Genomic DNA, 14,743 nt, shown 5'->3' with positions numbered 1-14,743 from the left:
TTTACGCCCTCCATATACGCAAAGCCGAATATTGGAAGCCCGGCTTGCTTGCCGCATTCCCGCCAAGCTATGAGCCGGGCGGGACCGACCCTTGCGGGTGAGCCGGTTGAGCTTGGCGCGGACATGGTCTAAAAGCCCGGCATCATTTCTTCCAAACAAATCCGATACGGGAGCGCCCATGAGCGGCTTCGACCTCATTATTTTCGACTGCGACGGCGTTCTGGTCGATTCCGAAATCATCGCGGCGCAGGTGGAATCCCGCCTTTTGACCGAGGCCGGTTATCCGATCTCCGTCGAGGAAATGGGCGAGCGTTTCGCCGGCATGACCTGGAAGAACATTCTCCTGCAGGTGGAAAACGAAGCGAGCATTCCGCTTTCCGCCTCGCTGCTCGACAAATCGGAAAAACTGCTCGACATGCGGCTGGAACGCGATGTGAAGATCATCGAGGGCGTCAAATTCGCGCTCTCGCGCCTGACGACGCCGCGCTGCATCTGCTCCAACTCCTCCAGTCACCGCCTCGACATGATGCTGACGAAGGTGGGCCTGAAGCCCTATTTCGCGCCGCATATCTATTCCGCCAAGGACCTTGGCCCCGACCGCGTGAAGCCGAAGCCCGATATCTTTCTGCATGGTGCGGCGCAATTCGGTGTTTCTCCCGACCGCGTGGTCGTGGTCGAGGATTCCGTGCACGGCATCCATGGCGCGAAAGCCGCCGGCATGCGGGTCATCGGCTTTACCGGCGCATCCCACACCTATCCGAGCCACGCCGACCGACTGACGGATGCCGGCGCCGAAACGGTGATCTCGCGCATGCAGGACCTGCCGGCGGTGATTGCGGCGATGGCGGAGTGGGAAGGCGCTTTTTGAGTTGTGAAAGCGCTTCTTTCGTGATCTGACTTGCTGCATTGATATTTTAATAAATGTAGCTACATTAATTCATGAAAATCATATGGGACGAGCCCAAGAGGCTCGCCAATATCGAGAAGCACGGTTTCGACTTTGCGGATATCGATGGCTTTGACTGGGATAACGCCATCATCGAGAAAAGCCTGACCGGACCTGGAAGTTCGCGCTTCAAAGCGATTGGATATTTTCGGAACGGGACTATGGCTGTCGTTTTTGCGACTGTCGGAACAGAAGCGATATCCATCATCAGCTTCCGACGGGCAAGTTCCAGGGAAAGAAGGAGGTTGCCATGGCCAAAGTTGCAAAACTAAAAAAATTCAAACCCGGACGCGGCTATACCGAAGCGGATTGGGACGCTGTCGATTTCCCGGAAATGACCGATGAGGAACTCGCTAATGCGCGTCCTGCCCGAGAGGTTCTGCCTCCCGCCTTTTTCGAGGCCATTGACGAGTTTCGTAAGTCGCGTGGCCGCCCGGCGTTGGAAAAGCCAAAAAAACAGGTAACTTTACGCCTTGATGAGGACGTGCTGGAGCGTTTTCGCGAGGGCGGCAGAGGGTGGCAGAGCCGCATCAATGACGCTTTGCGCAAGGCTGCCGGAATCTAAAAGCGCCATTCCATTTAAGGCCGGAGCCTGCCAAGCAGCCTCCGGCTTCGCTTTTTGCCCGTCAGATCACCGGCGCTTGGTCTTCGCCTTCGCGCCCTGCTCGGCAAAACCGATATAGACGCTGACCGATTTCGGTGCGCCGCCCGGTCCGTTGGGGATGGCGACGTGGTCGTTGTTGAAGATGAACTGCGTGCCGGCCCCGCCTGCGGGGACATCGATGGCGAAATTGGTCGTTTCGCCGTAAATCTCGCCATCGCCATCCTTCACCGTCACGCGGATCGGCACGGTGACGCGGCCGGGCTTGGCCATCGGGCCGGGAACGAGGCGGCCCTGGGCCAGCACGTTTACGGTGAGCGTCGATTCATTGGCGGTGCAGGAGCGCGTGGTATCGGACAGCGAGACCTGATAGGCGAGCTTCTGCGGATCGTCCTTGGCGCCACCGGTGTAGACGCGGTGAACGGCACTGGCGTCGAGAACCGTCACAGCCGGGCAGTTGGCCTGCACCACGGCAGCCGTCGGCGCAGCCTGCGCTGTTGGCGGGTTGACGGCAAGCGAGTCCGACGGGTTGGAGGAATTGCATCCTGCAACAACGGCCAGAAGCGACATCGCGGCGGACAAACGCAAGAAATTCCCTGACACTCTTCTAATTCCCTCTCCATTGTCCCGGAACAGAACCGGAGACGCTGTTTATTGACCTTTCACCCAGGTTGGCGATGGTCTATAGCAGCGACGCCGGAAAAAATCGATTGGCATGTTCGGTTTTGCTTGAATTTTCAGAAAAGCCCTTCATTAGCTGCCCAATCGCCTCATTCCGGCGAGACGCTGCGCAAAAGATGCCGATCACACCGGCAACGGATAAGGGACTATCTCGTGGAATATGTATCGACCAGGGGTGCGGCCCCTTCGCTTGGTTTTTGCGACGCGCTTCTGGCGGGCCTTGGCCGTGACGGCGGGCTTTATGTTCCGCGCAAATGGCCTTCCATGTCGAAGAAGGAAATCCGCAACCTGCGCGGCAAGTCCTACCAGGACGTCGCCTTCGAGGTCCTCTACCGTTTCACCGGCGGCGAAATTCCGGCCGACAAGTTCAAGGCGATGATCGACGACGCCTATGCGACCTTCCGCCATCCGGCCGTCGTCCCGCTGGTCCAGACCGGCCCGAATACCTTCGTTCTCGAGCTTTTCCACGGCACCACGCTCGCCTTCAAGGATGTGGCGATGCAGCTTCTCGCCCGCCTGATGGATTACACGCTTACCCAGCGTGGCGAGCGCGCCACCATCGTGGGCGCCACTTCGGGTGACACCGGTGGCGCTGCGATCGACGCCTTTGCCGGGCGTGAGCGCACCGATATCTTCATCCTCTTCCCGAACGGCAAGGTCTCCCCGGTGCAGCAGCGCCAGATGACGACCTCGACGGCTTCCAACGTGCATGCGCTGGCGATCAACGGCAATTTCGACGATTGCCAGACGCTGGTGAAGGAGATGTTCAACGACGTGAAGTTCCGCGACGGCGTGAAGCTTTCCGGCGTCAACTCCATCAACTGGGCGCGCATCATGGCGCAGGTGGTCTATTATTTCACCGCCTCGCTTTCGCTGGGCGGCCCTGACCGGAAGATTTCCTTCACCGTTCCGACCGGCAATTTCGGCGATATTTTCGCAGGTTACGTCGCCAAGAAGATGGGCCTGCCGATCGACAAGCTCATCATCGCCACCAATGACAACGACATTCTGGCGCGTACGCTGAAGACCGGCCGTTACGAGATGCGCGGCGTCAAGCCCACCACCTCGCCTTCGATGGACATCCAGATCTCGTCCAACTTCGAGCGCCTGCTGTTTGAAGCCTATGACCGCGATTCCGCCGCGGTGAAGGCATCGATGGATGGCCTGAAGCAGTCTGGCGCATTTGAAATTCCGCCGCACGCGCTGAAATTCATCAAGAAGGATTTCCGCGCCGGCCGCGCCACCGAAAAGCAGGTGGCGGCGACCATTCGCGACACGCTGGAAAAGACCGGTTATCTCATCGATCCGCATACGGCGACCGGTGTTTTCGTAGCGGAAAAGCACGAAAAGGCGGGAAGCCCGATGGTGGTTCTGTCGACCGCCCACCCGGCTAAATTCCCGGCCGCCGTAAAATCCGCTTGCGCAATCGACCCGGCGCTTCCAGTATGGTTAGCTGACATTATGAACCGGGAGGAGCGTTTCGATATTCTGGATGCGGAACTGAAAGCCGTGGAAACCTTCATCGGCAAACATGCACGCGCCGGCAAATAGAGACGCGGAAAGACGTTGAGTATGAGAGTAAATTTGACCCGGCTTTCGTCCGGGTTGACCGTTGTTACGGAAAGAATGCCACATCTCGAAAGCGTCGCTCTTGGGGTGTGGATCAAATCCGGTTCCCGCAACGAGACGACTGCCGAGCACGGCATCGCCCATCTTCTCGAACATATGGCGTTCAAGGGCACGGCGCGGCGCACTGCCCGGCAGATCGCCGAGGAGATCGAGAATGTCGGCGGCGAAGTCAACGCTGCGACATCGACGGAAACGACCTCCTATTATGCCCGCGTCCTCAAGGACCATGTTCCGCTCGCCGTCGATATCCTTGCCGATATCCTGACGGAATCGCTCTTCGACGAGGATGAGCTGGAGCGCGAGAAAAACGTCATCCTCCAGGAAATCGGCGCTGCGACCGATACGCCTGACGACGTGATCTTCGACAATTTCTCCGGTGTCGCCTATCGCGACCAGACGATCGGCCGGCCGATCCTCGGCACGCCGGAAACCGTGCAATCCTTCACCAGCGGCGAGATCCGTCATTATCTTGCCCGCAATTACACGACGGACCGCATCTTCGTCGTCGCGGCCGGCGCGGTCGATCACGAAAGCTTCGTGAAGCAGGTGGAAGAGCGTTTCGCTTCGCTGCCGCTCGTGCCCGCGGCACCGCCCGTCATGGAAAAGGCAATCTATACCGGCGGCGAAATCCGCGAGACCCGCGACCTCATGGATGCGCAGGTGCTGCTCGGTTTCGAAGGCAAGGCCTATCACGCCCGCGATTTCTACTGTTCGCAGATTCTCGCCAATATTCTCGGCGGCGGCATGTCCTCTCGCCTCTTCCAGGAAGTGCGTGAGGCGCGCGGCCTGTGTTATTCCGTTTATGCCTTCCATTGGGGTTTTTCCGATACCGGCATTTTCGGCGTGCATGCGGCGACCGGCGGCAACGACCTGCCTGAACTGATGCCCGTCATCGTTGACGAATTGCGCAAGTCTTCCCAGATCATCCATCAGGAAGAAATCGACCGCGCCCGCGCGCAGATCCGTGCGCAATTGCTGATGGGGCAGGAAAGCCCGGCCGCCCGCGCCGGCCAGATCGCCCGGCAGATGATGCTTTACGGCCGCCCCATCCCCAATGAGGAGATGATGGAGCGCCTTGAACACATCACACGGGAACGCCTGACCGATCTTGCGGGCCGGCTGTTTTTCGATACAGTTCCGACATTGTCTGCAATCGGCCCGCTCGAACATCTGCCGCCGCTTTCAGACATCACTGCCGCGCTTTCCGCGCAGCAGCCCGCAAGGATAAAGGCGAACGGATAAACCGATATGAGGGCGGGATTTAAAGGCGAAGACCGCTCACCTTTTTCGCCATCCCGTTCGCGGATGGCGATGTCTGCCGCACAGGGATCGTGAATGCTGCGTTTTCTTTCCCGACATAACGATACGCCCGAACTGCGCAGCGCCAATCACCTTCTCAGACTGCCGCGTTACGGCGACTTCAAGCAATGGCATGTGCTCCGCTCGGAAAGCCGGCAGTTTCTCCAGCCCTGGGAACCGACCTGGCGTCCGGACGAGCTGACGGAAGGCGCCTTCCGCACGCGCGTGGTGCGTAACGGCCAGGAATTTTCCTCCGGCACCGCCGTCTCGTTCCTGCTCTTCGAAAAGGAGACGCTCTTGGTCGGCGGCATCACCATCGGTTACATCCGCCGGGGTGCGGCGCAGAGCTGTATGATCGGCTACTGGATTGGCGAGCGCTACGCCGCGCAAGGCCATATGTCTGCCGCATTAAAATTGGTAATACCATACATCTTTAACGGACTTCAGTTGCACCGTATCGAGGCAGCCTGTATTCCGGAAAACTTCAAAAGCATCCGGCTTCTCGAAAATGCCGGGTTCCAGCGGGAAGGTCTCTTGCGGGAATATCTGAAAATCAATGGCCAATGGCGGGATCATATGATGTTTTCCCTTCTTGCCGACAAGCAAAGCTCCGGCGGAACGAAGTACGATACATGACCTACACTCACACTGCGCCTTGCCTTGCGAAACGTCTGGCGGCAATCGCGCTGGCTGCGCCGTTTTTCCTGCTGTTTCTGCTTTTCGCTTCCCATTCCTTTGCTTTCGAGCCGGTGAAGATTTCCCGTGACGACACGGCGCTCGATCTCACCGCGACGACCGATATCTATGCCAATCAGGGTGAAGCCTTTCAGGTCTCGACCGCGCCCGGCCCGGACGGCATCCGCCGCCGTATCGAAGTGCGCGCCAGTTCCAACGATCATCAGGGTGACTGGGCGGTCTTTGCGCTCGCCAACGTCTCCGAAGAGCAGCTGGAGCGCGTCATCGTCGCCCCGCATTTCCGCCTCGTCAATTCCAAGCTGTTCTGGCCCGATCTCGGTTCGCAGCGCATCATGGCCATCACCCCGAGCGAGGGCTTCGCGCTTGACCGGCAGCCGAGCCCGGATGCCGACGTTTTCCGCATCACGCTCAATCCCGGCTCCGTCATCACCTTCGTCGCCGAGCTTTCCACGCCGCAGCTGCCGCAGATCTATCTGTGGGAACCGGAAGCCTACAAGGACACGATCAACGCGTTCACGCTCTATCGCGGCATCGTGCTCGGCATCGCCGGCCTGCTGGCCGTGCTTTTGACCATTCTCTTCGTCGTCAAGGGCACCTCGGTGCTGCCGGCATCGGCCGCGCTCGCCTGGGCGGTGCTGGCCTATATCTGCGTCGATTTCGGCTTTCTCGAAAAGCTCATCACCGTCACATCCAGCGATCAGCGAATATGGAGGGCGGGCGCGGAAGTGGCGCTCGCCTCCAGCTTCGTGGTCTTCCTCTTCACCTATCTCAATCTCAACCGATGGCACGCGCATCTGGGTTATGCGACCTTTGCCTGGGTGGTGGGGCTGGCGCTGCTGTTCGGCGTTGCGATCTACGACCCTTCGGTCGCCTCCGGTATCGCCCGCGTCTCCTTCGCGCTGACGGCGACGGCCGGTATCGCGCTCATCATCTATCTCGGTTTCAACCGTTACGACCGGGCGATTTTGCTCGTGCCCTCCTGGGCGTTGATCCTCGTCTGGCTGTTCGGCAGCTGGCTGACGGTGACGGGACAGCTGGACAACGACATCGTGCAGCCCGCACTTGGCGGCGGGCTGGTGCTGATCGTGCTTCTGATCGGCTTCACCGTCATCCAGCATGCCTTTGCCGGCAGCGCCTATCAGCAGGGCCTGTTCTCCGATCTCGAGCGGCAATCGCTGGCGCTGACGGGCAGCGGCGATACCGTCTGGGACTGGGACGTGACGCGTGACCGCATTGTCACCACGCCCGACATTTCCAACCGGCTGGGGCTGGAACCCGGCACCATGCATGGCGCCGCGCGCAACTGGTTGCCGCGCCTGCACCCGGATGACCGCGACCGCTTCAAGGCAACGCTCGACGTGCTGCTCGACCATCGCAAGGGCCGCCTCAACCACGAATTCCGCATTCGCGCCGAGGATGGTCATTTCCACTGGCTGCAAATCCGCGCCCGTCCGGTTCTCGGTTCCAACGGCGAAATCATCCGCTGCGTCGGCACCATCACCGATATCACCGAACAGAAGAATTCGGTGGAGCGGCTGTTGCAGGATGCGATGAACGACAATCTGACCGGGCTTCCGAACCGGCAGGTCTTCCTCGACCGTCTGCAATCGATATTGAACCTCTCTCCCGACAGCGAGGGTGTGCGGCCAACCGTGATGGCGATCGATATCGACCGTTACAAGCTGGTCAATGACACACTCGGCATTGCTGCCGGCGACAATATCCTCATCGCGCTCACCCGCCGCCTGCGCCGCCTGCTGAAACCGCAGGATACGCTGGCGCGTCTCGGCGGTGATGAATTCGGCCTGATCCTGACATCCGAGCGCGATCCACAGCGTGTCGCCGATTTCGCCGATGCGGTGAACAAGGCGATCATGGTGCCGATCAATTTCGCTAACCGCGAAATCATCCTCACCGCCTCCATCGGCCTCGTCTCGTGGATCGACCAGCAGGAAAGTGCCGCCGGATTGCTCAGCGATGCGGAACTGGCCATGTACCGCGCCAAGCGCGCCGGCGGCAATCGCGTCGAGCCGTTCCGCCCGGCCTTCCGCACGTCAGGCACCGACCGGCTGCAAATGGAAAGCGACCTACGCCGCGCCATCGAGCGCAAGGAACTGTCGCTGGCCTATCAGCCGATCGTCAAGCTTGACGATGGCGAACTGGCCGGTTTCGAGGCCCTGATGCGCTGGGAGCATCCCAAGCGCGGCAATATTCCGCCGAGCGAGTTCATTCCGATTGCGGAGGCCTCCGGCCTGATCGAACCGCTCGGCATGTTCGCGCTGGAACGGGCGGCGACCGATCTGATGGACTGGCAGCACGCCATCGAGAAGATGCCGATCTTCATTTCCGTCAATATTTCCAGCGCGCAATTGCTGAACAACGAATTGTACAACGACGTGCGCAGCATGCTGACCCGCACACGTTGCAATCCGCAGCAGCTGAAGCTGGAACTGACGGAATCGGTCGTCATGGAAAACCCGGAACAGGCGAGGCTCGTGCTTTCCAAACTCAAGGAAACCGGCCTCAGTCTCGCCATGGATGATTTCGGTACCGGCTATTCGTCGCTCGCCTATCTCACCCGATTCCCCTTCGACACCATCAAGCTCGACAAGGCGCTGGTGGCCAATACCAGCGACAAGCGCAACGTGCTCTTGCGCTCCGTCATCGCCATGGCGCGCGCGCTTGACATGCAGGTGGTGGCGGAAGGCATCGAAACACCTGAGGATGCGGCGGAACTGTCGCGCATGAACTGCCATTTCGGCCAGAGCTTCCTGTTCGGCACCCCCGTCTCGGGCGATGCGGCGCTGAAGCTTCTGCGGGAACGGTTCCAGCCGACGAAGCGGGCTTCGTAAGGGGTATTGAGGCGGGAAGTAATAGAAGGTCACTCTATTACTTCCGTCATTCCGGCCTTGAGCCGGAATCCAGCCGACGCGCGTCTGCGTGGCGGAAAGAGTCTTTTCAGCCCAAAGACTTGGGCTGGCTGGATACCGGCTCAAGGCCGGTATGACGGAGATGGGGACGCGCGCTTTCCCAGACTATCAACTCTCGTATTCGCTAACCCATTGCCGCCTGCGGCACATCCGCCGCCACCTTCCCATGCAGGAGGTCGTGAATGAATTCCATCTTCGTCACCACCGGCGGCGTCAGCACGAAGGGATAGAGGTCCGCCTCCCCCATGCTGCGCTGGATGGAGTTGATGGCAACGCTGAGCGGGATCCAGGCCTTGACCAGCTGTGCGGCGCTGCGGGCATTGTAGGGGTCGAAGGTCACCTCCGCCGCCATTTCCTCATGTCCGTCCGGATCGATCGCCACACCGAAGGCGCGTGCGGTCTCGAGTGTATCGACGATATGCAGGTAATGGGCGGAACATTCGGCGAAATCCTCCCAGGGGTGGACCGAGGCATAGGAGCTGATGAAATTCTCCTGCCAGTCCGGGCGCGGCCCGGCATCGTAATTGCGTTGCAGCGCCGTGTCATAGTCCTCGCGCTCGTCGCCGAAGACGGCACGGCAGGCCTCCAGCCGGTTCTCGTCCCGCACCAGCTTGTTCCAGATGAAATGACCGACCTCGTGGCGGAAATGGCCGAGCATGGTTCGATAGGGCTCGTTCATGTTGGCGCGCACCTGCTCGCGCGTCACATCATCGGCTTCCGCCGCGCGGATGGCGATAAGGCCTTCATCATGGCCGGTCATGGCGGGTATGACGGAACCGTCGGGCGCCACCTCATCGACCAGAAAGTCGAAAACGAGACCGCCGGCCGGATCGGCATCCCGATTGGGATGCGGCAGGCCAAGGCGAAGGATCGAATAAAACAGGTGCCGCTGCGCCTGGCTGATGCGGCGCCATTGCGCAATCCCCTGCTCGGTCGCAATGTCAGGCACCAGGCGATTGTGGCTGCAGGCCGGGCAAAAGGCGCTGGCGCTTTCCGCAGGCACCGACCAGTTGCAGATATCGTTGACCTCATTGGCACAAAACCGCACCTGTTTTTCCGGCTCCGCGACGATCTGCCAGTTCGGTTCACCCACAGGCGCCAGCGCTTCCATGGCAAGCCGTTCCGGCACGAAGGCCAGACGATGGCCGCAGGAGACGCAGAAGCGATTGTCGAAATGAACCGGCTGGCCGCAGGACGCGCAGGAGAAAAGCTTCATGGATGAAACCCTTGCGATGATCGGGAGGAGGCAGACATAAAATGCGGACGTGACGACGTGACGATCGGGTCGCCCTGCCCCATACACGACAAGAGCGCATGTGCGATAACACATGCGCTCCATGCGCCTGCCGTGGGAGAGGCGCATCAATTTATGCAGGATTACATGCGGTCGATGGCACCCTTGACGGCATCCTTTGCCTTGCCGACGGAGGTCTGAACCTTGCCCTTGGTTTCCTGGGCGGCACCCTTGGCGCGCAATTCATTGTTGCCCGTCGCTTCGCCGATGTTCTTCTTGACCTTGCCAGCAACTTCGTTGGCTTTACCGGCGATCTTGTCGGATGTGCTACCCATATGACTGCTCCCTAGTTGAGCCGTACTGTCTGTCCGGCTTTCCGGGTGAGTAACGTCAGGGGGCAAGTTTTGGTTCCAGCCCGCAAGCGCAGGCGGTGCTACGACGTGTCAGGCGTGGCCGGCATCCGTGGAGAGCATGCGGGCATCGACGCCCATCAGGGCCAGCGCCCGCTCGTATTTATTGTCCAGCCCACGGTCGAAGATCAGCTCTTCCGCCGCCGGGCAATTCAGCCAGCCATTATTGGCGATCTCGTTTTCCAGCTGGCCCGGCCCCCAGCCGGCATAACCGAGCATCATGGTCGCCCTTTGCGGGCCGCGGCCGTTGGAGATGGCACGGACGATATCGAGCGTTGCCGTCAGCGAAATATCGTCGCTGACCGGAATAGAGGATTCGCTCAGATAATCATCCGAATGCAGCACGAAACCGCGACCGGATTCGACCGGGCCGCCGCACTGGATCGGAAATTCGCGGGTGCGGTTGGGCAGCATGATGGCGTCGTTGCTGTCCACCAGCTTCAGATGCAGCAGGATATCGGTAAAGGTGATCTGCTGCGGCCGGTTGATGATGAAGCCCATGGCGCCGGCATCCGAATGGGCGCAGATATAGATCACCGAACGGGCAAAATTGCCATCGTCCAGCCCCGGCATCGCGATGAGGAACTGACCATCGAGAAAGCCACGTTCGCGTTTGTCCATCAGGGTTGAAAAGCTCACCGGCGCCTCCAGCAGACCGAATTCCGTCATTCAAACGGTAAACGGCGTTCGCACTTCGACAAAGGACAGGATGCGACATAGCGCCCGATCAATCAACCGAAAATGATGAACCGCACGAATTCGTAACTGGTCCGCCGGCCGATGTTGGGTTAGACGGAAAGTATGAGCGTCAGGATATTCTTTCGATTTTCACATCTTCGTCTCGTGGCCGCATTTGCCGCCCTCCTCGGCGGCGCTGAAGCCGCCCGGGCCGAAATTACCGACTGGGCCAGAAGCGAAGGCGGCCAGATGCGCGTGGCAAGCCTTGCCATGGATGCAAATGGCGTGCTGCGCGGCGTGCTGCAGATCGAGCCGAAGGACGGCTGGATAACCTATTGGCGCGAGCCCGGTGAAGCCGGCATACCGCCCCAGATCACGCTCGATCCGGCCAGCGGCGCGACGCTTGCTGCCATGGCCTATCCCGTTCCGAAGCTCATCAAGAACGGTGACATCACCGATATCGGCTATGATCACGCCGTCAGCCTGCCCTTTCAGCTGAAAGCCGCCGACCCGGCGGCGAGCGGGAAGATCGACCTCACCGCCTTCATCGGCGTGTGCCAGAATATCTGTATTCCCTTCGAGGCGAAGTTTTCAATCGAGCGCGGCAATGCCGGCGCTGACGACAATGAGGAACGCCGCCTTCTCGAGGAGGCGCGCGAGACGCTGCCCGAGGCGGCTTCCGACGATTTCAAGGTGATCGATTTCCACATCACGCCCGACAAGACCATGCTCGGCGTGCAGCTGCAATTGCCGGAAAACGCACCGAAAGAGACAGAGATCTTTATCGCCGGCCCCTCCGGTTTTGCCTATTACGAACCGCAGAACATGGTGCGCGACAAGCGCAAGCTCTCCTTCTACATGAACATCAAGGGCCTGCCGAAAACCTATCAGGTGCAGGGCAACAGCTGGCCCATTCTGGTCAAATCCGGCGACCGGGCGATGGAAACGGTGCTGAATTTCCCCAAGCCCTGAGCGGGTGTCCGGCATGCGGCATTTCAAACGAAAACCGCATGACAGATTTCATGTCCCTGCTCTATAGTCGCGCCGAACCGAACGGCCACAGGAGCACGGACATGACCATCAAGATCGGCGAAAAACTGCCTTCCGCAACCTTCAAGGAAAAGACGGCCGATGGCCCGGTGGAAACCACCACGGACGCCCTTTTCGGCGGCAAGAAGGTGGTGCTTTTCGCCGTGCCCGGCGCTTTCACCCCCACCTGCTCGCTGAACCACCTGCCGGGCTATCTCGAAAACCGCGATACCATTCTCGCCAAGGGCGTGGATGACATCGCCGTCGTCTCCGTCAATGACTGGCACGTCATGGGCGCCTGGGCGCAATCATCCGGCGGCCAGGGCAAGATTCACTTCCTGGCAGACTGGGACGCCGCCTTCACCAAGGCGCTTGGCCTCGACGCCGATCTTTCCGCCGGCGGCCTCGGCGTGCGCTCCAAGCGCTATTCCATGCTGATTGAAGACGGCGTGGTGAAATCTCTGAATGTCGAAGAGAACCCCGGCCAGGCGACCGTTTCGGCCGCTGCGGCGATGATCGAGCAGCTTTAAAAAGCTCGCCACTTAAATACAAATAACGCCACACATTCATCAGGCCCGCGAATATAATTTCGTGGGCCTGGACCGCCACCACGGAGGGCGACGATGCCGACCTATGGGTTCGGCCGGGTGGCAGGTCATAGTCTGACCGGCCGCGCCCTTTTTATACATTCATGTCGAACACCAGGAGCCCGGCCAGACCGCCATCGGTGAGCGAAACCAGCCGCTCCCCCACATCCATGTGCTTGGGATGGGCAAGATAGGCGTCGCGGGCTTCCGGGCTTTCCAGCGTCACGATGAAGCCGTCGACGAAACCACCGTTCAGGCCTTCGGGCGAGACATTCTGGCCGTATTTAACGTCGATGATCCCCGGTATCTCGTCCTTCAGGGCTGCAATCGCCTCGAAAATGGCATGTTTTTCAGAGGATGCCGTCGCAGCCTTGAACCTTAGAAATACACAATGCAGGATCATCCGAATGTCTCCTCCGCTGGAACGCCGTCCGGCTGTTTGACGACAAGATAAGTCGGGTTTCGGTTTTCACAACCCCCAATCGGTCCCAATCAGGCCCCAATCGGGATTGAGCGTCGCGCCCGTTCCGGGCCTGTCCCACCGGCAAGAAAGCAGGCTTGCATTACCGGCGTTTGAAGGGCTCCATGCCCTTGCGCGCCAATTCATCGGCACGTTCGTTTTCGGGATGGCCGGCATGGCCCTTCACCCAATGCAGCGTGACCTTGTGGCGCTCCTGCGCCGCCTCCAGCGCCTGCCACAGCTCGACATTCTTGACCGGCTTGTTGTCCGCGGTTTTCCAGCCCTTCTTTTTCCAGCCGAAAATCCACTTGGTGATGCCGTCCTTCACATAGGCGCTGTCGGTATAAAGATCGACCTCGCAGGGGCTCTTCAACGCATTGAGCGCCGAAATCGCCGCCAGCAGCTCCATGCGGTTATTGGTGGTCTCCGCCTCGCCACCCGACAGTTCCTTCTCCACCTCGCCATAACGCAACACGGCGCCCCAGCCGCCCGGACCGGGATTGCCGGAACAGGCGCCATCCGTGAAAATATCGACGTGCTTCATTCGCCCGCCAGCCCATATTCGGCGACATTGGCGATGGAACGGTGGAACCGCAGCTTGCGCAGATATTCCAGCGGGTCCTTCTTCACCACCAGCGCGCCTTCCGGCGTCGTCAGCCAGTCGTAAAGGCGGGTGAGGAAGAAACGCAGCGCCGAACCGCGCGCCAGAAGCGGCAGCGCTTCCAGCTCCGCTTCGCTCAGCGGCCGCACCGACTGATAGCCTTCCAGGAGCGCCTTGCCCTTGGTGACGTTGTAAGCGCCATCCTTTTCGAAGCACCAGGCGTTGAGGCAGATCGACACGTCATAAGCGAGCAGATCATTGCAGGCGAAATAGAAGTCGATCAGGCCGGAGAGTTCGTCACCGAGGAAGAATACATTGTCCTGAAACAGATCCGCATGGATGACGCCCGCCGGCAGATCCTTCGGCCAATGGGCGGCGAGATAATCGATTTCCGGGCAGATTTCGGCCTTCAGGCCCTTTTCCACCTCGTCAGCGCGGGCTTCGGACTTGTCCCACAGTACCTTCCAGCCCTCGACGGAGAGCGCGTTCGGGCGCTTGATTTCGAAACCCTCGCCCGCAAGATGCATGGCGGCCAGCGCCTTGCCGACTTCGCGGCAATGTTTCGCTTCCGGCTTTCTCAGCCACATGCCTTCGAGGAAGGAAATGAGCGCCGCCGGCCGGCCCGACAATTCGCCGAGCAATTCGCCATCCTTGCGTGGCAGGGGCAAGGGGCAGGAAAGGCCCTTGGCGGCCAGATGCTGCATGAGGCCGAGGAAGAAGGGCAGATCGTTTTTCTCCACGCGCTTTTCATAAAGCGTCAGGATCAGCGGATCCTTTGTGGTGTGCAGCAGGAAATTGGAGTTTTCAACGCCTTCGGCAATGCCCTTATAGGAGGTGAGGCTGCCGACGTCATATTGCGTGAGGAAATTCCTCAGATCATCTTCGGTGATGTCCGTATAAACTGCCAATTTCAAATCTCTTGATGAAGGATGGAATGGAAATCTCGGGGGAGGATGACACAT

16 protein-coding genes are annotated in these 14,743 nt (G+C 59.8%); 9 read left to right on the top strand and 7 right to left on the bottom strand.

The features are described 5' to 3' along the window. Positions 1-178: 178 nt before the first annotated feature. The 3 genes from O3S81_RS08685 to O3S81_RS08675 all read left to right on the top strand — a co-directional run bounded on the left by O3S81_RS08685 (position 179) and on the right by O3S81_RS08675 (position 1,511). Positions 179-868 (top strand): HAD family hydrolase, encoded by a 690-nt coding sequence (locus tag O3S81_RS08685; RefSeq protein WP_269342320.1) that lies wholly within the window; start codon positions 179-181, stop codon positions 866-868. Positions 869-939: 71 nt separating this feature from the next. Next, positions 940-1,218: a BrnT family toxin gene (locus O3S81_RS08680; protein ID WP_269342318.1), complete on the top strand. Its 279-nt coding sequence runs from the start codon at positions 940-942 to the stop codon at positions 1,216-1,218. After that, positions 1,197-1,511, top strand: coding sequence for a BrnA antitoxin family protein (locus tag O3S81_RS08675; protein WP_269342316.1), 315 nt, complete (start codon positions 1,197-1,199; stop codon positions 1,509-1,511). The genes O3S81_RS08680 and O3S81_RS08675 overlap by 22 nt, the downstream gene beginning before the upstream one ends. A 66-nt stretch (positions 1,512-1,577) precedes the next feature. Here O3S81_RS08675 and O3S81_RS08670 read toward each other — a convergent pair whose 3' ends face one another. Next, positions 1,578-2,117, bottom strand: coding sequence for a PilZ domain-containing protein (locus O3S81_RS08670; RefSeq protein ID WP_331284190.1), 540 nt, complete (start codon positions 2,115-2,117; stop codon positions 1,578-1,580). Between the two features lie 264 nt (positions 2,118-2,381). Here O3S81_RS08670 and thrC point away from each other — a divergent pair, with 264 nt between their 5' ends. The 4 genes from thrC (at position 2,382) to O3S81_RS08650 (ending at position 8,704) form a co-directional block, all read left to right on the top strand. Further along, the gene (thrC, locus tag O3S81_RS08665) at positions 2,382-3,779 is read left to right on the top strand and encodes a threonine synthase (RefSeq protein WP_269342312.1); all 1,398 of its coding nucleotides are present in this window, start codon (positions 2,382-2,384) and stop codon (positions 3,777-3,779) included. A gap of 21 nt (positions 3,780-3,800) precedes the next feature. Then, positions 3,801-5,099, top strand: a complete 1,299-nt coding sequence (locus O3S81_RS08660) for a M16 family metallopeptidase (RefSeq protein WP_269342310.1) — start codon at positions 3,801-3,803, stop codon at positions 5,097-5,099. Between the two features lie 93 nt (positions 5,100-5,192). Further along, a complete protein-coding gene (locus O3S81_RS08655) occupies positions 5,193-5,792 on the top strand; it encodes a GNAT family N-acetyltransferase (RefSeq protein WP_269342308.1) in 600 nt (199 codons plus the stop codon). Next, positions 5,789-8,704 (top strand): sensor domain-containing phosphodiesterase, encoded by a 2,916-nt coding sequence (locus O3S81_RS08650; RefSeq protein WP_269342307.1) that lies wholly within the window; start codon positions 5,789-5,791, stop codon positions 8,702-8,704. Before O3S81_RS08655 ends, O3S81_RS08650 begins: the two co-directional genes overlap by 4 nt. Positions 8,705-8,906: 202 nt before the next feature. Here the strand turns inward: O3S81_RS08650 and O3S81_RS08645 are convergent, their stop codons facing one another. The 3 genes from O3S81_RS08645 to O3S81_RS08635 all read right to left on the bottom strand — a co-directional run bounded on the left by O3S81_RS08645 (position 8,907) and on the right by O3S81_RS08635 (position 11,065). Beyond that, positions 8,907-9,998, bottom strand: coding sequence for a zinc-binding metallopeptidase family protein (locus O3S81_RS08645; protein ID WP_269342305.1), 1,092 nt, complete (start codon positions 9,996-9,998; stop codon positions 8,907-8,909). A gap of 161 nt (positions 9,999-10,159) precedes the next feature. Beyond that, complete coding sequence (locus O3S81_RS08640; RefSeq protein ID WP_269342303.1) at positions 10,160-10,351, bottom strand: CsbD family protein; 192 nt, start codon at positions 10,349-10,351, stop codon at positions 10,160-10,162. A gap of 108 nt (positions 10,352-10,459) precedes the next feature. Further along, entirely contained in the window at positions 10,460-11,065 is a 606-nt protein-coding gene (locus O3S81_RS08635; RefSeq protein WP_003521117.1) for a YqgE/AlgH family protein, read from the bottom strand. Positions 11,066-11,227: 162 nt separating this feature from the next. Between O3S81_RS08635 and O3S81_RS08630 the strand changes: the two genes are divergently transcribed. Both O3S81_RS08630 and O3S81_RS08625 read left to right on the top strand, forming a co-directional pair. Then, positions 11,228-12,076, top strand: a complete 849-nt coding sequence (locus O3S81_RS08630; RefSeq protein ID WP_269342301.1) for a protein-disulfide reductase DsbD domain-containing protein — start codon at positions 11,228-11,230, stop codon at positions 12,074-12,076. A gap of 101 nt (positions 12,077-12,177) precedes the next feature. After that, positions 12,178-12,663 (top strand): peroxiredoxin, encoded by a 486-nt coding sequence (locus tag O3S81_RS08625; RefSeq protein WP_269342447.1) that lies wholly within the window; start codon positions 12,178-12,180, stop codon positions 12,661-12,663. Between the two features lie 151 nt (positions 12,664-12,814). Here the strand turns inward: O3S81_RS08625 and O3S81_RS08620 are convergent, their stop codons facing one another. From O3S81_RS08620 to O3S81_RS08610, 3 genes are all read right to left on the bottom strand, one after another. Further along, complete coding sequence (locus tag O3S81_RS08620) at positions 12,815-13,123, bottom strand: Dabb family protein (protein ID WP_269342299.1); 309 nt, start codon at positions 13,121-13,123, stop codon at positions 12,815-12,817. Positions 13,124-13,283: 160 nt separating this feature from the next. Beyond that, positions 13,284-13,724: a ribonuclease HI gene (gene rnhA / locus O3S81_RS08615; RefSeq protein WP_003494262.1), complete on the bottom strand. Its 441-nt coding sequence runs from the start codon at positions 13,722-13,724 to the stop codon at positions 13,284-13,286. Further along, the gene (locus O3S81_RS08610) at positions 13,721-14,689 is read right to left on the bottom strand and encodes a homoserine kinase (protein ID WP_269342296.1); all 969 of its coding nucleotides are present in this window, start codon (positions 14,687-14,689) and stop codon (positions 13,721-13,723) included. Before O3S81_RS08610 ends, rnhA begins: the two co-directional genes overlap by 4 nt. Positions 14,690-14,743 lie beyond the last annotated feature (54 nt).

It is taken from the genome of Agrobacterium sp. SOY23, assembly GCF_027212525.1.
GTDB classification, from domain to species: Bacteria; Pseudomonadota; Alphaproteobacteria; order Rhizobiales; family Rhizobiaceae; genus Agrobacterium; species Agrobacterium tumefaciens_I.
Note: the sequence above shows the minus strand (reverse complement) of the source record. Positions and strands in the feature narration are given on the sequence as shown.